The sequence below is a fragment of the Streptomyces lydicamycinicus genome, assembly GCF_000829715.2.
GTDB classification, from domain to species: Bacteria; Actinomycetota; Actinomycetes; order Streptomycetales; family Streptomycetaceae; genus Streptomyces; species Streptomyces lydicamycinicus.
Window position 1 is genome coordinate 16,001 of the sequence record NZ_BBNO01000015.1, and the last position, 15,472, is coordinate 31,472.

The window sequence follows — 15,472 nt, forward strand, 5'->3', positions numbered from 1 at the left end:
ACATTATGGCTACGGCTTCTTCCCCTTCTGCTGTCGATCTGCGTGCCGAACCGGTCGACGAGGTGCTCGACCGGGTCGAGCGGTCTTTGGACGTTCGGTTGGAGCGGGGGAATGTGGTGCGCAAGCGTCGATCGGTCGGCGCGCGCACGGAGCGCGGGACCTGGGTGCGGTTGGAGCGCCGGCCTTTGGCGCGGATCGACGGCCAGGGGTGGAACGGCACGGAGGCCGCGGCAGCGCTGGAGGGCGTCGCTATGCCGCGGTGGCTGGCCGGCGTCGCGTGGCGGGACGCGTCAGGCGAGGCGATGTGGCGGGCGGATGAGACGACCCCGCTTCCCGGTGCCCCGGTAAAGCCCGGGGGAACCCTCACCGTCGATTCGCAGCTTTCCGGTGTTTGGTGGGGGCAGCTGAACAGGTCCCTGGATGCCCTGGCCAGGCAGACCACCACCCGCATCGCGACGCCGGACACGGTCACCATCACGCAGGCCCGGGTCACACAGGAGATCACTTCGACCTTCGGCGACCTCGACACCACCCTCGCGGACTGGCGGCCGGCCCACGCGGACCTGAACTGGGCGAACGTGACGGGCCCGATGTTTTGCCTGTTCGACTGGGAGGACTGGGGCATGGCCCCCAGGGGCCTGGACGCTGCCTCGCTGTGGGGGAACTCCCTGGCACTCCCCGGTCTTGCGGAGCGGGTGTGGCGGGAGCGCCGAGAGGACTTGGAAAGTAGGGACGGGCTGCTGATGGCGCTGTTCTACTGCACGAAGGTCGTCGGCCGCTGGGCCGACGAGGCCGACCCCAAGCTTGCGCCCGCCCGGATCGCGGCTGAACGGATCGTGGGCGAACTCCAGGCCCGTTGACGACGCGAGCGGTCGCGCAGCAGCTTGCGGTACTGGCGCACTGTCGCCTCGCTGGCATTGAGGTGCAGTGCGTCGATCAGCTCACGCAGGTGTTCTGCGTCGTCCGAGCCCACCGCGACTGTGGCGACAGGTGGCAGGAGGTAGGCGGCGCGGAACGCGGCCTGCGCCCGCGAGGCTCCGCGGTGCTCTGGCTGCAGGAACATACGGGCGTCCACGGCTTCCCACACCGCACTGTTGGTACTGCCGCCGAAGGGGCTCATGCCCCATCGCGCCTCCATGCCCAACTGCCACTGCTCGGCCAGAGTCTGCGCGGCATCCAGTGTGGCGATGCCAGCCAGCGGGCCGGCGGGGACCATGAGGACGGACGGGGCAGGCAGCGCACCGTCCGCGACGGCGGCCAGCGGCGCCGGATCCCAGGACGCGATACCCCACGCCCCGCACAGACCTCGCGCCACGGCGTCCTCCAGTACGGCGCACGCCGTCCCCAGCTTCTCCCGCGCGTCCCTAGGGGGGCCGGGGAGGGAGCGCTCGGGGTTGTGCAGGAAGACCAGATCCGGAGCCCGGCGCAGATCCCGGTTGGTCTGCTCCAGCGCCTGCCGCAGGCTGTTCGCGGGCCGCAAGGAAGTCGGCGGGGTCGCGGGAGCCGATCAGGGTACGGGCGGCTTCGGCCAGCTCCTGCTGCTGGGCGTGCTGGTCGGTGGGGCGGTTGCTCCAGCGGTCGAGGTCGCGGCGGAAGACCTCATCCTCGCGGGACCAGTCCGCCAGCCAGGTCAGCCAGTTGACGCCGGTCCGCTTCTCGAACCCGAGCGTCATGTGCATGCTCTGGCCGGTGCCGCGTCCGTTGCGGGTGGCCTGGTGCCAGTAGCCGCGGGGGATGTGCATGACGTCCCCGGTCTTCATGATGCCGGCCCAGATGGTATCTCCTGGCTGGGTTCGTCGTTGCGGGCGGCGTCACGGAACATCGGCACCGGCCGTGAGGCTCCGCGCACCTCCCACTCCTTTTCACCGGCGAGCTGGATCACCAGGACGTCGTGGTCATCCCAGTGGAGGTCGAAGCCCGAGGCGTCATTGGTGGTGAGATAGACGTTGACCTGGACCCGTTCGCGAGACCACCACTGCATGGCCCGGCAGGCGACCTCCATGGTCGGGTCCAAGACGTTTGCCTGGTCGAGTACCAGCGTGGCGCCGCCCGCCAGGATGCCCCAGGCGGCGCATGTTGACCATGCGGATGCTCTGTCCTCTGCGGTTGACGTCCTGGCTGAAATACGCGCGAGGGTGCAGTTCCTCACCCCCGTGGAAACAGCGGAACTGCGGATTCGTCAGGCTCCGGCGCATCACCATTTCGAGCAGCCGGTTGGGTGTGAGCAACCGCTCAAGTACATCCGGGTGAGCGATGCGCCCACGGGCGAACTGCTCGCCCAGCGGCTCGGGGCCGCTCCACCCCAGCGCTTCCTCGACCTCACGGATAAGCCGGTGTTCCACAGCGCTCCTCTATGTGTGCCGGTCACGAGCGACGGGCCGTGCGGCGGTTGCCGAACGGCCCGCGGCGGGGCGGTTAACCGGCGGGGTGGTTCAGACCGTCACCGTCGGGCTGGGTGTCGCCTGTGGCGTCCGGTGGCGGGTCGGACATGCTCGCGTCGTTGCGATCGTGGACGCCGGACAGCACTTCGACCGCCACAAGTAGTTCACTGCGTCCTTCGAGCCTTCGCTGATCGCTCATGCGTTCGCTCCCTCCGATACGAGCCACACACAGTGGCCGCCCACGCCTCACGGAGGCAAGAGCAAAAAGACGCCATGCAGGTTGCTGGTGCCCCGTGGTGGGCTCCGTGGCCTCTGCGGGTGTCGGCGAGAGCACGGGGACGGAACTAGCTTCCCCACCGGCGCGCCCGTGATCGCGGACGTCCGTGCCTGCTGTGTACCGAACCCCCCTCAACATGACGAGACGTCAGCAAGCGGGCGTCAGTCGACTACGCCGAGTCCTGAACGAAGAGGGCGCGGTAGTGCGCGACTTCCGGTTCGCGCTTCATCCAGATGTTGCCGGCGGGGGTCTCCGTTGTTGCGTTGTCGGACCATCCGGTTGGTTTCCGCTGCGCTCTTCGAGATGCACGACGGATGGATCGCCTTACCGCGCCGCCACCTCCCCGAAGGTGATATGGGTGGTATCTGTCGTAAGCTCTCTTTTGGTTCCTCCGCACTGCCCAACGCACCGAAATGTAGCCGCCAGTTGATCCCCAACAGCACGGTGAGGGACACTACCTGGCGGATGCGTGTTCCCGGCCGAGTGGCACTCGCTTCGGTATCCTCCCGTGCAGGTCATCGAAGGCCATTTACCCAAAGATTGCTGGGCAGTTGGCCTCAGGGTTTCGTGGTAGCGTCCTTGTTCGGAGGGACAATGCAACCTGAAAGGGAAATCGTGAACACGGAGAAGATCGCCGCTCGCCGCCTCTCGCTGGAAGAGGTGGCGAAGCTCGGCGTGAAAGACAGGCTCTTCGTTTCCGCCGACACGGCAGAACTCAAGCTTCCCGACTGCTATGTCCCTGCTTTTCTGACCAAGTCCGGTGAGGATTTCGAGGGCGGCTCGGTCACGGCGAGAACCGTATTCCAGGAAGAGGTCTCCTGCCTTCCCGACGACGAGAATGAAGCCGGAATTTACTTGGCCGACGAGAACGGCTCGGTGACCATCGAGGTCCTCCAGTCCGCCGGTGTCGTGCTGGACCTGGCACTTTTCGTCCCTAGTGGGGACAAGGGGGCCCTCACGGCCCTTTACGCTGCAGCCCGGCAAGCCTTCGGCGCCGACGTCGTGCAGATCTGGCGCCAGGGCCTCAAGGAGGTTCCCGACGTGAAGGTCGACATCTTCGAGGAGCAGATTCCCCGGGGGCGCAAGGGGAGCGACAGCCCCAAGCGTGACCGTCGCGCGGTCGACACCTACCCCACCCGTGCGGATTTCATCGAGTTCTCCGCGGGGTGGAAGCCGGTCGTTGAGATTCACAGGCCGGTCGTTGACGACACCCCGACCATCTGAGGCGGCGTTATCTCTCGGTCTCGGCCAGAGAGAACGCCGAGAACGCATGCGCCGGCCCCGGTCGACCCCTGAGCGGGCCCAGGGAGCCGTCGGAAAATAACTCACGAACGCCGAAGCGCCGTTCCACTCGATGACCTCGCGAGACAGCCCGCCTGACCAAGATCAAAGCCTGAAGTTATTTCTGCGACAGCCCTCAGGGCTTCGGCGTAGTCGAGTGAGGTCCACTTCGTGCTCAGGCGAGGCCGAGGAGTGTGAGGGGTCGGCGGGCGTCACGCGCATTGCGGCAACGGCCGGAGGCGATGTTCTTCGCGCCGTTCATTCGCAGGGCGCCGACCGCGAGGTTGCGCCAGGTCGCCATAGCGCGGGGTGCGCTGTCGGTCCGCCACCGCGCACGCGGTCAGGTCGAGGACGGCGGCCAGCGCGTGCCGCACTCCTCGCAGCCGGATAATCTGCTATCAGCCCGAACGCCCAGCCCAGCCGCTCATCCCATACACGAGCGTCGTCCGCATCTGCACCCGTCTCTTCAGCCACGCAGGGGTCATCCCCGGCACCGTCGGCTGGCTCCGCCCGACGGTGCGCGGAGACGCAGGCCACCGAGGCGCAATGGACATGAGACAGGAACCGTCCGCTCGCACTCCCGTCACTGCAAGTGGTCACGAAACGGACGCCCGCCGACTACGCCGAAGCCCTGCTTAGGGGATAGTCGTCCGGCGCAAGGCTCTGTGGAAGGGGCAGACGGACAGTACGCTGAGAGGGTGGCTCCGCGGCATCCCCCGTCTGCGGAGCCACCCTTATGTCCGTCGGTCAGCGAAGTCGACCACCCGGTTGCTCCAGGTGCGTCATCCTCATCAGGGCTGGATTGTCGGCGAAGCCGAACTCGCGGTACAGGGGCGCCGCTTCCTGGCTGGCGTGGAGTTCGAACAGGGTGACGTGCTCGGTGCGGAGCTCGTCGCGTAGTGCGCGGACAACGGCTCTGGCGTAGCCGCGGCGCCGGGCATCCGGGCGTGTGGCGACCACGTGCACGCGGCCTGCCAGCCCCCAGGGGTAGGACGGTGCCGGGAGCACGCGATGGATGAGCCCGAGGGCGCAGGCGGCCATCGAGCCGCCCGGGCGTCGATGACGAAGGCCCGTGCGTCCCCCCCCCCGGCGCTAGCCGTGGAGCCAGCTCGGCGGTGCACCGCCGGATCCACTCCTCGCCCTTCGGCTCGGACAGAACGTACTCGGAGCGTAGCCGGATGATGCCTGCCGCGTCTGCGGGGGTTGCCGCTCGGGCCGTGGGCAGCCCGGCGGTCAGTGGTCCGGACGTGGGGGCGAGCCCCAGATCGTCGTTCATGAGGAGCCTCCTGGTGGTGTCATGCCGCTGCCCGGACGACGCTGAGGAACTGCTCAACACCCTGCACCTTCAGGTGGGGTTCGTAGTCGCGTGCGAGGTCGCTGATCTGGCGGACGCAGCGGGAGGCGCCGATCCGCTGGGCGAGCATGAGGGCTTCGCCGGCGATGGCGGCGCTGTGGTCGATCTCGCCCTGACGCAGCAGGGTTTCGGCTTCGTAGGTGAGGAAGACCGCGCGGGTTTTGTCCCGGGCGGTGGGCAGGAGGGCTACTCCCTGAGGGATCTGGTGCAGGGCAGGGCCGGTTTCTCCGAGGTCGATGAGGCAGCGGCCGGAGTCGACGGCGAGGTCTGCTGGGCTCATCCAGGAGCACCATGCGGGGGGTGCGGTGGTGGCGGAGTCGAGGGCGTGTTCTGCGGCGTCGAGGTCGCGGCGGCAGGCGCGGGCATCGCCGTTGATGGCCAAGGCCCGGGCCTTGCGCAGGTGGAGCAGGGAGCGGGCGGTGGCGTCCTGGGTGCGGGACAGCGCGTGGTCGAGGACGTCGATGGCGGTGCCTGCCTGGCCGAGCCAGATGTTCTGGTACGCCAAGTCAGAGAGGACGCCTGCTCCGCGGTCGCCGTCGCCGACCTGGTGGGCGGCGTGGAGGGCGGCGCTCCAGTAGTGGCCGGCGGCGGTGTGGTGGTCGTGGTCGAAGCGGTGCCACCCGATCGTCTGGGCAAGGGAGGAGGCCAGCGTGAACAGGCGGGCTTCGGTCACCTGGTTGCGGCGGGATTTTTCCAGCAGGCCAACTACGGTCTCGTAGTAGCTGTCCAGGAGCTGGGCGCTGTGCTGGCGGTCGACGGTGGCCATGCCCGTGAGGTGCCTAACGCTGGACTCCAGCCAGGTCACGAACTCCGGGGCGACCGGCTGGCCGTCGGTGGCTGACGCGGCAAGGGCAGGATCGAGGGTGGCCCACTGCTGTGCGAGTGCCGCGAGAGCAGCGGGTGCGAGTCCGACAAGGGTGCGGCGGTTGAGCATGGCGCGGCGTTGGGCCTCTCTGAGTGCGGCGACCGTCGCCCCTGAACCCAGGGCCGCAGGCGCCTCGTTCCCGGGCAGCCAGTACGGCCAGCCCAGTACGGTCACTCGGTCATGGCCGACGCCGAAGACGTCGGCGATCAGCTGCTGAAACCAGGCATCGGGCACACGGCCCCCGGGGCGCTCCCACACCGACACCTGCTGCTTGGTCGTGCCTGCCCTGCGGTCGCGGCGGCGCGCCGCCTGCCTTATTTCCTCGGCGAGGCCGCTCTGGGACAGGCCGTAAAGGTCCCGGGCGATAGCCAGCGGGTGTTGGGGGAGCGCGTCCACGTCTCCATCTCAGCATCTGAGGGCCTGCGTGGGGGCCGGAACGCGGAGGGCCGCATGACCCCCGCATGACGCTCGAACGCTGGTTCCAGGAAAGGGCGTTGGGTGTACTCACCTCTCCGGGCCAGTCGGCTCCGGGCAGGCTCGTAACACGATCGGAGGCCCGGCATGGGCGACGACGCGATGACCACCCTCGCGCTGAGCGGCGCGGACAACACCGGCAAAACCAAGCAGCTCGGAGACTCACACGCCGGATCGGTCCGGCCGCCGCGTCGCGCGGGCCGCTGGACGCACACGACGCCCGTTGGGAGGCGATCAAGAAGAACGACATGAGCCGGTGGTAGTTCGAGACCGGGCCATGCAGGAGGTCGCCGAAGTCCTGGCCGCCTCCTACCTCCAGCGCTCCCACCACTCGGGTGCCAGAACGGCGGGGGTACGGCTGATGGACCGGGGCATGCCGATGCTGGAGGCGTCCATTGCCGCGACCGCAGCGGTGCGGGAGAACCTGACCCCCGAGCAAGCCGCCGACAAGGCACGCGACTTACTGGAACCGTATGCCCGGGACGTGAAGGCAGCCGAGGTCGGCGAGTGCGGGATCGTCCTGCTCCACCACGAACGTCTCCACGACCGGTGCAGGGGCGGATGGTTGCGCGTGGGCGGAGGCCGGCACGGAAGCCAGGCCACCGGCGGCGAGGACGAGAGCGACTGCGACGGCTGAACGCCGCCTCCCCTTGGAAAAGGTCATGCTCAGAGAGCTATCAGTCACTTTCCGTCGCCGGAACTGCTGTCGCCCCAAACCCCCTGGACGAATGAAACGATTTTCGGCCGCGCCTGTGCGGGCTCGCGCGCGACCGTACAGCTACGTGGCCACCACTACAGTCACCGCTGACCTGCTGGAGGCGCAGCGGAGGTAGTCCCACGCCAAGATGCACCCGAGACGGGAAGTCCTCGTCCTACTCGTCGCCCCACTGCGGGAAGAAGAACCCCGGATCGTAGACCCGCAGCGTCGGCCGCCGCTTCTCCGGATTCCACGCCAGCACATACACGCTGTCACCCAGCAGCATCGCGTTTCGCTCAGCCTGCTGCACCCGCACCTGATTAAGCGATAGCGCCACATCTGTTGCACCCGATACCGTCAGCCGCGCTGGCGCTGAGCTGCACGAAATCGTCGAACTTCGCCTCATGCCACGCTTCCCCCCAGAGAACCCGCTATGCCAGGCGTGCCGCCAGTCCCTGCAGCGAGGCAGCAGAAGTAATTGACGACACTCTCCTGGGGCCCTTGTCCAGGCAGCCGTGGTGAACCGTGGTGCCGTCGCCGCCAGTTGGCGATGACGGCACCACGGCGGTGATCAGAAGTCGGCGGAGCCGTAGGCGAAGTAGAGGTCGTCGGTGTTGGGTGCGGTGATCGCAGGTGCCGTGAGGGTGATCACGGGGGGCTTTCTGGAAGCCGCCCCACCCGGCGCCGTCGAACCCGGCGAACCAGATGTTGCTGTCATGGCCGCGGATGGCGCAGTAGAGGTTGCTTCCGCGGACGGCGAGTGCGGGGCACGGTGCCCGACAGTCCCAGCGGCGCGCCTGGGCCCCTGAGCCGTTCGGGTCCGTTCCCGGCATTTCGCCACGTCGACTCCGTTCTCTCGCGGTTTGCTGTCGTGGTGCGGGGGACATCCGACGCCAGTGCTCCGTGCCTGCTTGTGTACGCGCTCGCACCGTCGAGGAGATCGCCGAGGACAGGCGAGAACGGGGCCCAGGATGTATCGCGACAAGCTCGGGATCTACCCGCATGACCACCTGGCCGGTGCCACCTTCGGCATCGGGCTCGCGCAGCGCATCGCCCGCCGCTACAAGGTCTCCGGTGGCTGGGTGGCAGCGCGGCTGGGGCGTTTGAAGCCGAACGGCGTCCTGTACCGGCGCTCCGGGCTGAGCATGTTGATCGAGCCGGAGACCCTGCGGCTGGGAGTCGAGGGGAAGACCCTGATCTGGCGCACGCTGCTCATCGTGGCCGCGGGGGAGCCCCGCCTGGACGAATCCCAGTTGCACCATCTGCTGGGACGGGCGCGCGACCAGCTCGACACGGTGCGCCTCGCGGCAGCGGAGGCGGTCTTCTCCTCCCGGGCGCGCAGCGTCACTCCTGACAGCCCGTGAGACTGCGGCGACATCGTCGGCCGTCCTGTCGGCAGGCGCACCGATGAAGCCTTCCGGAGCCGCGAGCCATCCCTCTCCGTTCGGACAGCTGCGCCAGGCGATCCGGCATTCGCCGGTCGGGCGCGGATGGAGACGGGGCCGTGAGCTGGAGCTGGGGTCGCGGTCACTGGGTTTCGCGGCGCTCGGGTTTCTCACGCTGGTGCCACTGCTGATCGTGGTCTCCGCGGCTGATCCGACACACGGGCGGGGGTTCGCGCAGTGGCTGGGGGACGGGATCGGCGTGTTGACGACTTCCAGGGAGCAGATCGGGCAGCTGTTCACCCGGCCCGGCCAGGCGGCACGGACCACGACCGCGTTCGGCGTTGCCACCCTCGCGGTCTTCGGTCTGTCATTGGGGGCGGCGGTGCAGACCGGTTACGAGAGGGTCTGGGAGCTCTCTCCGGCGCGCTGGTATGCCCGGTGGCGGCATGTGCTGTGGCTCGTCGTACTCGTCGGGTACCTCTTCATGTCCGCCACCACCACGCTGTGGCGACAGTCTTTGGGTCTCACGTCGGCCGCACTGCTGAGTGCCGTTCTGTTCTTCTGGTGGTCGCAGCGGATGCTGCTCGGTGGGCGGGTCGGCTGGGTCGCACTGCTGCCCGGCGCGGTGGCTACGGTGATCGGGCTGATCGGTCTCCGGGTCTTCTCCCGGCTAGTCTTCTCGCCGTTGATCGCATCCAGCGCGGTCACCTACGGTGCCGTCGGAACCGTCCTGGTCGTCCAGTCCTGGCTGGTCGGTGTGGGCGTGGTGGTGTTCGGCGGTGCGCTGGTCGGCCGACTGGTTCTTCAGCACCGACACCGTTGAAAAGACATCAGAACGCCCAGCAGTGCCACTGCCCCCAGGGACGTCCGTGCACGAACGGTTCCAGCCCGCGTTTTGTGCTGGCTGTGAGTTCGCCCCGCTGTCAAGGCGTGATGTCCAGGCATGCTCGCGGCAGCGGACCTGGGTAAGCGCTGCGCCATTCGGGCGACATCTGGGTCCTCCCTCTATCCGGGACCGCCGGTGATGCCTTAAATAGCAATAGTGAGTCCGGAGGTCGCCCATCCCTCTCGGGACTCATGTTTTGCCGGTTGGCCGGTCGCGGTCAGCGGCATTTCCTTATGGGCGCTCCTTGGACGGCTGGTCAGTTGCCCCTCCCAGCTGTTATGTGACTGCCAGTCGGTCCTTGAGGAGCCCCGAACTGGATCCACGCAGACCTAGATCGCGAGGGCTCAACATGGGCAAGGGTTGTCAGCCGAAAAGGCATCAACTGCTTTGAGTCGTGGTGAGTGGACATCAGCTCACGCCGCCGACTCCGCCGAATTCGATCATACCGGTATCGGCGGATCCTCTCTCAAGCTGGGCTCCACGGACCGCTAGCACGCCCAAGTGACCGGCTCGGGCGGCAACTCCGCCGGTTTCCAGGCTCCCCAAGTTCTCCGTCAGGCCTGGATGCCGGACGTCCTCTGCGTCCGGCATGGGCGACGGTCCGGCATGAGGCGGCCTCCGGTGCGGCGTCACCAGGAGCACTCGGTACGAGCGCCGACGCCTGAGTGCGCCTCAGGCACCTGTGACGAGTGCGCACACCACGCTCGGTCGAAGCCTTCGTGTTCATCCCGGCGCGCAGCAGACGGCACAGCTCACCCCGTGCCCGAGGCGCCGGTCGCAGCGGTGCAAGCGCGCCGCTCTCCCACAGTTCCGGGGCGGCATCAGGGCTGCCCCGGAAGCCTCTGGAAAGGAAATCCACGATGGCAACATCCGTACCTTTGGGTACCGCGGCCACCTACGGGGTGCTCGCCAACACGGCGGTCACCAACACCGGCCCCACCGTGGTCAACGGTGACCTCGGAGTGAGCCCCGCCGGTGCGGTGACCGGCTTTCCTCCCGGAACGGTCACCGGAACCATCCACGTGAACGACGCTGCCGCGGCGCAGGCCCAGGCCGACCTGCTGGTTGGGTATGCCAACGCACTCTCCCAGCCGGTCACGGGCACCGTCGCGACGGAACTCGGCGGGACCACCCTGACCCCCGGCGTGTACAACTCCCTCTCCGGCACGTTCTCCCTCAACGGGACACTGACCCTGGACGCTCAGGGCAACCCCAACGCCGTCTTCATCTTCAAGATGACCACCACGCTCATCACGGGAGCCGCCGGCAACGTCAATCTCATCAACCAGGCGAAGTCCGCCAACGTGTTCTGGCAGGTCGGCAGCTCCGCGACGCTCGGCGCCGGCTCCACCATCAGGGGCAGCATCCTGGCCTTCACCTCGATCACCGCCACCGCGGGGGCCATCGTGGACGGCCGGCTGCTGGCTCTCGGTGCCGCTGTCACGCTGGACTCGAACGCGGTCACCGTGCCGCCCCTGTCCACCTGCCAGGTGGTGGTCCAGCCGGTGGCCGGGCCGGTGGTGGTCGGGCAGCCGACTCCGGTGTCGGCTGTGGTGACCTGTAACGGTCTGCCGGTCTCGGGTGCCTCGGTCACCTTCACCGGTGGTGCGGTCCCGGTGAACGCCACCACCAACGCGGCGGGCATCGCCACCGGATCGCTGACCTTCAACACCGCCGGACCCGCCACCATCACTGCCACCGTCACCGCGGCCGGCAGCGGGTGCGCGTGCACCGGCGTCGTCTCCGCGCCCCTCCCCATCACCGTCACTCCGCAGCCGTCCTGCCAGGTGGTGGTCCAGCCGGTGGTCGGACCGGTCGTCGTCGGCCAGCCGACGCCCGTCTCCGCTCTGGTGACCTGCAACGGTTTGCCGGTCTCGGGTGCCTCGGTGACTTTCAACGGTGGTGCCGTCCCGGTGACCGTCACCACCAACCTGGCTGGTGTCGCCACCGGATCGCTGACCTTCAACACCGCCGGAACCGCCACGGTCACCGCCACCGTCACCGCGGCGGGCACCGCCTGCTCGTGCACCGGCGTCGTCTCCGCACCCATCACCATCCCCATCACTGCGCCAACAGGCCCGCTGAGTGCGTCGCCCGCCTGCTGGCGGGTCAACCTGCCCTTCCCGATTCCGCACCTGTTCGTGGCGACGTTGAAGGCCACCCTCACGCCGGCGCAAGCGGGAGTCACGGTCACTTTCTACGTCTCCGGCCTGCCGGTGGGCACCGCGGTGACCAACGCCAGCGGTGTCGCCACCCTCACCAACGCCGGCCTGTCCATCCTGCAGATCAGCGCCAGCAGCTACACGGCGGTCGCCACCGTCGGGGGCTCCACGGTCCAGGCGACCGGCTCCCTGGTGCCCTGCTTCCCGCCGGTGTGACCGGCCTGCGCCCGATCGGCCGGGGGAGCGTGACGGGTCCTGCTGCGGTACTCGCGCACAGGTCTGGTCACGCAGTGCAGCCCCTGACCTGACGGCCTTCCGGTAGGCGGCCGGCCCCTCAAGGGCGTGTCCGTCAAGGGCTGTCCCCCGTCGTGGAAGGGCGGGGGACAGCGCGACTCAAACTTACCGGTGAGCCATTCGGCACCACGCTCGTTGGCAGGACGGAGACGGGGAAACGGACAGCCCCCGGGTGCCGGTGGTACGTGGACGGCTCACAGGTGAGGACCGGGGCCGGTGTTTCCCTCCGGCATCGGCCCCGGACAGCCGAGCGGCTCTCACAGCCCCAAAGCCCCGCGTGTGGCCGTCGGGTGGCCGGTCAGACGCATGTTTCAGCGTCATATGGTGCCGCCGAGCCCCTCCCGATTCCCAGCCGGAGAGTGGATGGTTTCCATGAGCGTTGCCGCGTTCCTTCTCGCCCTCGGCGCTACGTGTCGCCTCACCCGTCTCATCACCAAGGACACACTGGCGGCGGGGTTCAGATCATGGATCGGGGCTCACTTCGGTGACGACTCCCGAGCCGCTTACCTGGTCAGCTGCGGATGGTGCACGAGCATCTGGTCGCCACCGCCACAGCCTTGTACGCCTCCTGCTTGGGAGGCTCTCCATGGTTCCAGGCGCCGGCGACTGCTCTCACACTCTCCTACCTGGCGGGACTCGCTTCACGGTGGCTGGACTGACCAGCCCCTCCATACCTGTCCGTTGCGCGTCGCCTCCCGGTCAGACGCACTCCATGGAGCCTCGGAGCCCCAGATGATTCCGGCCACGATCCGGGAGTTGAAGAACCGAAATCTGAAAGGATCGCAGCCATGCCATGCAATTGCGGCGGGGGAACTCATCAGACCGTCATCGGCCACCAATTGAACCTGCCCAACGGCACATTCCGTCAATACGTCACCTACCAGGAAGCCGAGGCTGCAAATCAACGAGCAGGTGGCACTGGGTCGATCACTATCGTGATGCAGTGACGCCTGCCCCGTGGTCAGGGCCCCTTGGCCTTGCAGTCGCGGGCACCGCCGAAGCACGGCGCACCAATGAAGTGCTCGGGCTTGCGCTCGTGGCGGCGTGGGGGCCGCTGGTCCGCCGGATGTTCACCGCCTTCGAAGCGGCACGGCCCTTCGCGCAGGCAATCGGCATACTCCCAGCAGCGCCCGTGGCTCCCCAGCGGCCTGACTCTGCTGGGACGCTCCCGACCTGGGTCTGCATGGCTCACACCGTGCCGGTGGCAATCGGCCCAGGTCCGGAAGTGCAGCATGCCGACGGACCCCGCCGGGACTCCGGCAGTGCGTCTGCGTCTGGCCGTTTCGTGACGGGCGCCGGGCCCGGCCCCGGACGACCCGGCGACGACGGGGACGGAGACGAGACGGCGTGACTGGCCACGACGCTACTGAAGCCCGGCCGCCAGTACCGGTAGTGCACGGCGCGGGACTGACGAGTGGAGGAAGACGTGGAACGAGCGGAATGGCCTCTGATCAGTCAGCCGCCACTCGCAGCCGGTGAGGTGCCCGTGGCCGGACCTGGCTGATTTCTCTCGGCGCGCCGATGCGCAAGCGCGGCGCACGACGGCGAACTCACCAGGGCCGTTACCCCCGGGCGCCGTCTTCGCGATCTGTCCCTGGCAAGGCCCGCGCTACAGACTCCGTGTGCTCCACCAGTACTGCCCGAACGCTTTTCACTGGGAGGAACACATGGTGGCCTTTCGGAATGACTCGTTGGGGTCGACGGCCCGGCGTGGGGTGTTGTCGGCCAGGCATGGAGCGATGTGACTCGACAGGCTTTTGACCAGGGGAAAGAACACGCGAATAGCATCGCCTGCGAAGACCACCTCGCGTAGATGGGGCGAGATTTACCTCCTCAGTGCGGGGAGCAGATGAGGCGCGAGCATGCTCGCGATGTCTCATGCGGGGCCGTCCCCGCGTGCGCGGGGAGCAGCTGGCACCGGAAAGGGAAGGCGTGGCAAGGGAGGGACCATCCTCGCGCGGCCGGGGGCAGCTCGCCTGCTGGCTCGGCGTGGCCGCCGTGGTGGAGTCCTTGCCACCGGCGAGGCATACAGCCGCCCCGCCCACCACAAGAAGGGCAGCAAACCCCGGCGCACCGAGGAGCGGCAAACTTGACGGCCTGGGCATGTGCAGCGGGCACGAGGCCGAAGAAGTTCACGGAGTGCGTCGGTGGATCTCAGCTCAGTGATCATCGCGGTGGCAGGCGTCGCAGGAACCCTGGGAGGCTCGCTACTCACCCAGCGCGGCGCCGAACGAGCGAAGCGCCGGGAAATAGAGCTCGTTCGTGACCATGAAGAGATCCGCGAGAACCGTTCACTCCGACGCACCTGCTATGCGGAACTCAACCGAGATGCCCGGCAGTTCACCACCGCACTCAACCGCCACCTGCACGTCATGAGGGAACACGGCGCGGAGGACACCGACAGCGACGCACTCGACGAAGCGAAGAACGCGCACCGTGATCGATACTCCGAAGCACAGATGATCGCCCCTGAAGAAGTGCTCATGCGAGCGAGTGTCGTCAACCAAGCCCTGAACAAGGTCTACGGCCAGGTCAAGCGCCTCGAACGCGGTGCCCCCGGACTAGGCAGTGTTTCTCGGATCTCCGGACGTGGGTGGGGTGTTGGGGTCAGGCTGGTTCCATGGGTCGTGGGGATTTAACGAACGCGGAGTGGCATCGACTGGAGTCGTTCTTGCCTCGTGGTGGTGCGCGTGGGGGTCGGTGGAGTGATCATCGGCGGGTGATTAACGGGGTGCTGTACCGGGTGCGGACGGGTGTGCAGTGGCGGGATCTTCCCGAGCGGTTCGGGCCGTGGGAGACGGTCTACAAACGTCATCGCCGCTGGTCAGCGGACGGAACGTGGGAGAGGCTGCTGTCCCGTGTCCAGGCTGCCGAGGACGCTGAGGGCCGAATCGACTGGGACGTGTCAGTGGACTCCACCGCGGTGCGGGCTCACCAGCACGCCGCCGGTGCGAGGAAGGTGCCCCCAGCCGCGGTTCCTCAAAAGGGGGCCGGGCAGGGGACGAACCGGGTCGATCCGGTGCTGCGGAAACTCGTCGTCCGATTGGAGGAGGTGATCAGATCGGCGAATGCCTGGGACGCTCCCGCGGCGGCTTCACCACCAAAATCCACCTTGCCGCCGAGGGACGATGCCGGCCCCTCGCGCTCGTTCTGACACCCGGGCACTACGGTGACGGCCCCCAGCTCGAGCGGGTGCTGGAGCAGGTTTCCGTGCCCCGCACCGGAGTCGGACGGCCACGCAGCCGACCCGACCACGTCCTGGCGGACAAGGCCTACACCTCCCGCAAGAACCGCCGTTACCTGCGACGACGCGGAATCGGGCACACCATCCCCGAACGCCTCGACCAGCAACGGCACCGGCACAACCGCGGCTCCGACGGCGGCCGGCCCACCGGATTCGACAGCGAACGCTACAA

General features: G+C 67.9%; 15 protein-coding genes and 1 pseudogene. 9 read left to right on the forward strand and 7 right to left on the reverse strand.

The features are described 5' to 3' along the window. The first annotated feature begins 5 nt into the window (after positions 1 to 5). Positions 6 to 860, forward strand: coding sequence for a hypothetical protein (locus tag TU31_RS35390; RefSeq protein ID WP_042162457.1), 855 nt, complete (start codon positions 6 to 8; stop codon positions 858 to 860). Here the strand turns inward: TU31_RS35390 and TU31_RS37650 are convergent. From TU31_RS37650 to TU31_RS39315, 3 genes and pseudogenes are all read right to left on the reverse strand, one after another. Then, positions 755 to 1,480: an aldo/keto reductase gene (locus TU31_RS37650; protein WP_078886129.1), complete on the reverse strand. Its 726-nt coding sequence runs from the start codon at positions 1,478 to 1,480 to the stop codon at positions 755 to 757. The genes TU31_RS35390 and TU31_RS37650 overlap by 106 nt on opposite strands. Next, positions 1,464 to 2,342 (reverse strand): annotated as a pseudogene (locus TU31_RS37655) (JmjC domain-containing protein); the annotation flags it as partial. The pseudogene TU31_RS37655 and the gene TU31_RS37650, both read right to left, overlap by 17 nt. A gap of 73 nt (positions 2,343 to 2,415) precedes the next feature. After that, entirely contained in the window at positions 2,416 to 2,580 is a 165-nt protein-coding gene (locus tag TU31_RS39315) for a hypothetical protein (RefSeq protein ID WP_176740717.1), read from the reverse strand. 693 nt (positions 2,581 to 3,273) lie between these two features. Between TU31_RS39315 and TU31_RS35400 the strand changes: the two genes are divergently transcribed. Further along, on the forward strand, positions 3,274 to 3,882 hold the full coding sequence (locus TU31_RS35400) for a hypothetical protein (protein ID WP_042162459.1): 609 nt from the start codon (positions 3,274 to 3,276) through the stop codon (positions 3,880 to 3,882). Between the two features lie 804 nt (positions 3,883 to 4,686). On the opposite strand, the gene TU31_RS40085 is transcribed toward TU31_RS35400, so the two are convergent. Then, a complete protein-coding gene (locus tag TU31_RS40085) occupies positions 4,687 to 4,980 on the reverse strand; it encodes a GNAT family N-acetyltransferase (protein ID WP_052719155.1) in 294 nt (97 codons plus the stop codon). Positions 4,981 to 5,234: 254 nt separating this feature from the next. Further along, positions 5,235 to 6,554, reverse strand: coding sequence for a helix-turn-helix transcriptional regulator (locus TU31_RS35410; protein ID WP_042162461.1), 1,320 nt, complete (start codon positions 6,552 to 6,554; stop codon positions 5,235 to 5,237). 334 nt (positions 6,555 to 6,888) lie between these two features. On the opposite strand from TU31_RS35410, the gene TU31_RS35415 reads away from it, so the two are divergent. Further along, a complete protein-coding gene (locus tag TU31_RS35415; protein ID WP_158894872.1) occupies positions 6,889 to 7,269 on the forward strand; it encodes a hypothetical protein in 381 nt (126 codons plus the stop codon). A gap of 235 nt (positions 7,270 to 7,504) precedes the next feature. Here TU31_RS35415 and TU31_RS40385 read toward each other — a convergent pair whose 3' ends face one another. Next, entirely contained in the window at positions 7,505 to 7,639 is a 135-nt protein-coding gene (locus TU31_RS40385) for a hypothetical protein (RefSeq protein ID WP_275451882.1), read from the reverse strand. A gap of 261 nt (positions 7,640 to 7,900) precedes the next feature. Next, complete coding sequence (locus TU31_RS38930) at positions 7,901 to 8,047, reverse strand: hypothetical protein (RefSeq protein WP_158894876.1); 147 nt, start codon at positions 8,045 to 8,047, stop codon at positions 7,901 to 7,903. A 253-nt stretch (positions 8,048 to 8,300) separates the two neighbouring features. Between TU31_RS38930 and TU31_RS35420 the strand changes: the two genes are divergently transcribed. The 6 genes from TU31_RS35420 to TU31_RS40095 form a co-directional block, all read left to right on the forward strand. Next, positions 8,301 to 8,693 carry a hypothetical protein gene (locus TU31_RS35420; protein WP_042162465.1) on the forward strand — a complete coding sequence of 131 codons (393 nt, stop codon included), beginning with the start codon at positions 8,301 to 8,303 and terminating at the stop codon, positions 8,691 to 8,693. A 43-nt stretch (positions 8,694 to 8,736) separates the two neighbouring features. Next, positions 8,737 to 9,537: a YhjD/YihY/BrkB family envelope integrity protein gene (locus TU31_RS35425; protein WP_078886131.1), complete on the forward strand. Its 801-nt coding sequence runs from the start codon at positions 8,737 to 8,739 to the stop codon at positions 9,535 to 9,537. Between the two features lie 923 nt (positions 9,538 to 10,460). Next, entirely contained in the window at positions 10,461 to 11,978 is a 1,518-nt protein-coding gene (locus TU31_RS40390; RefSeq protein ID WP_078886132.1) for an ice-binding family protein, read from the forward strand. 866 nt (positions 11,979 to 12,844) lie between these two features. Then, positions 12,845 to 13,003 (forward strand): DUF7196 family protein, encoded by a 159-nt coding sequence (locus TU31_RS40785; protein ID WP_442267810.1) that lies wholly within the window; start codon positions 12,845 to 12,847, stop codon positions 13,001 to 13,003. 1,200 nt (positions 13,004 to 14,203) lie between these two features. Continuing rightward, the gene (locus TU31_RS37675) at positions 14,204 to 14,695 is read left to right on the forward strand and encodes a hypothetical protein (RefSeq protein ID WP_245698993.1); all 492 of its coding nucleotides are present in this window, start codon (positions 14,204 to 14,206) and stop codon (positions 14,693 to 14,695) included. After that, positions 14,677 to 15,472 (forward strand): IS5 family transposase gene (locus TU31_RS40095; protein ID WP_370682789.1). Its coding sequence is split into 2 segments (ribosomal slippage), with 797 coding nucleotides annotated over them: positions 14,677 to 15,082 and positions 15,082 to 15,472; the frame shifts between segments, so codons are not numbered across the junction. This gene is flagged as partial in the annotation. The genes TU31_RS37675 and TU31_RS40095, both read left to right, overlap by 19 nt.

Coding starts and splice junctions, on each gene's coding strand:
- TU31_RS35390 (WP_042162457.1), top strand. CDS start 6: ATGGCTACGGCTTCTTCCCCTTCTGCTGTCGATCTGCGTGCCGAACCG.
- TU31_RS39315 (WP_176740717.1), bottom strand. CDS start 2,580: ATGAGCGATCAGCGAAGGCTCGAAGGACGCAGTGAACTACTTGTGGCG.
- TU31_RS40085 (WP_052719155.1), bottom strand. CDS start 4,980: ATGGCCGCCTGCGCCCTCGGGCTCATCCATCGCGTGCTCCCGGCACCG.
- TU31_RS38930 (WP_158894876.1), bottom strand. CDS start 8,047: ATGACAGCAACATCTGGTTCGCCGGGTTCGACGGCGCCGGGTGGGGCG.
- TU31_RS35420 (WP_042162465.1), top strand. CDS start 8,301: ATGTATCGCGACAAGCTCGGGATCTACCCGCATGACCACCTGGCCGGT.
- TU31_RS35425 (WP_078886131.1), top strand. CDS start 8,737: ATGAAGCCTTCCGGAGCCGCGAGCCATCCCTCTCCGTTCGGACAGCTG.
- TU31_RS40390 (WP_078886132.1), top strand. CDS start 10,461: ATGGCAACATCCGTACCTTTGGGTACCGCGGCCACCTACGGGGTGCTC.
- TU31_RS40785 (WP_442267810.1), top strand. CDS start 12,845: ATGCCATGCAATTGCGGCGGGGGAACTCATCAGACCGTCATCGGCCAC.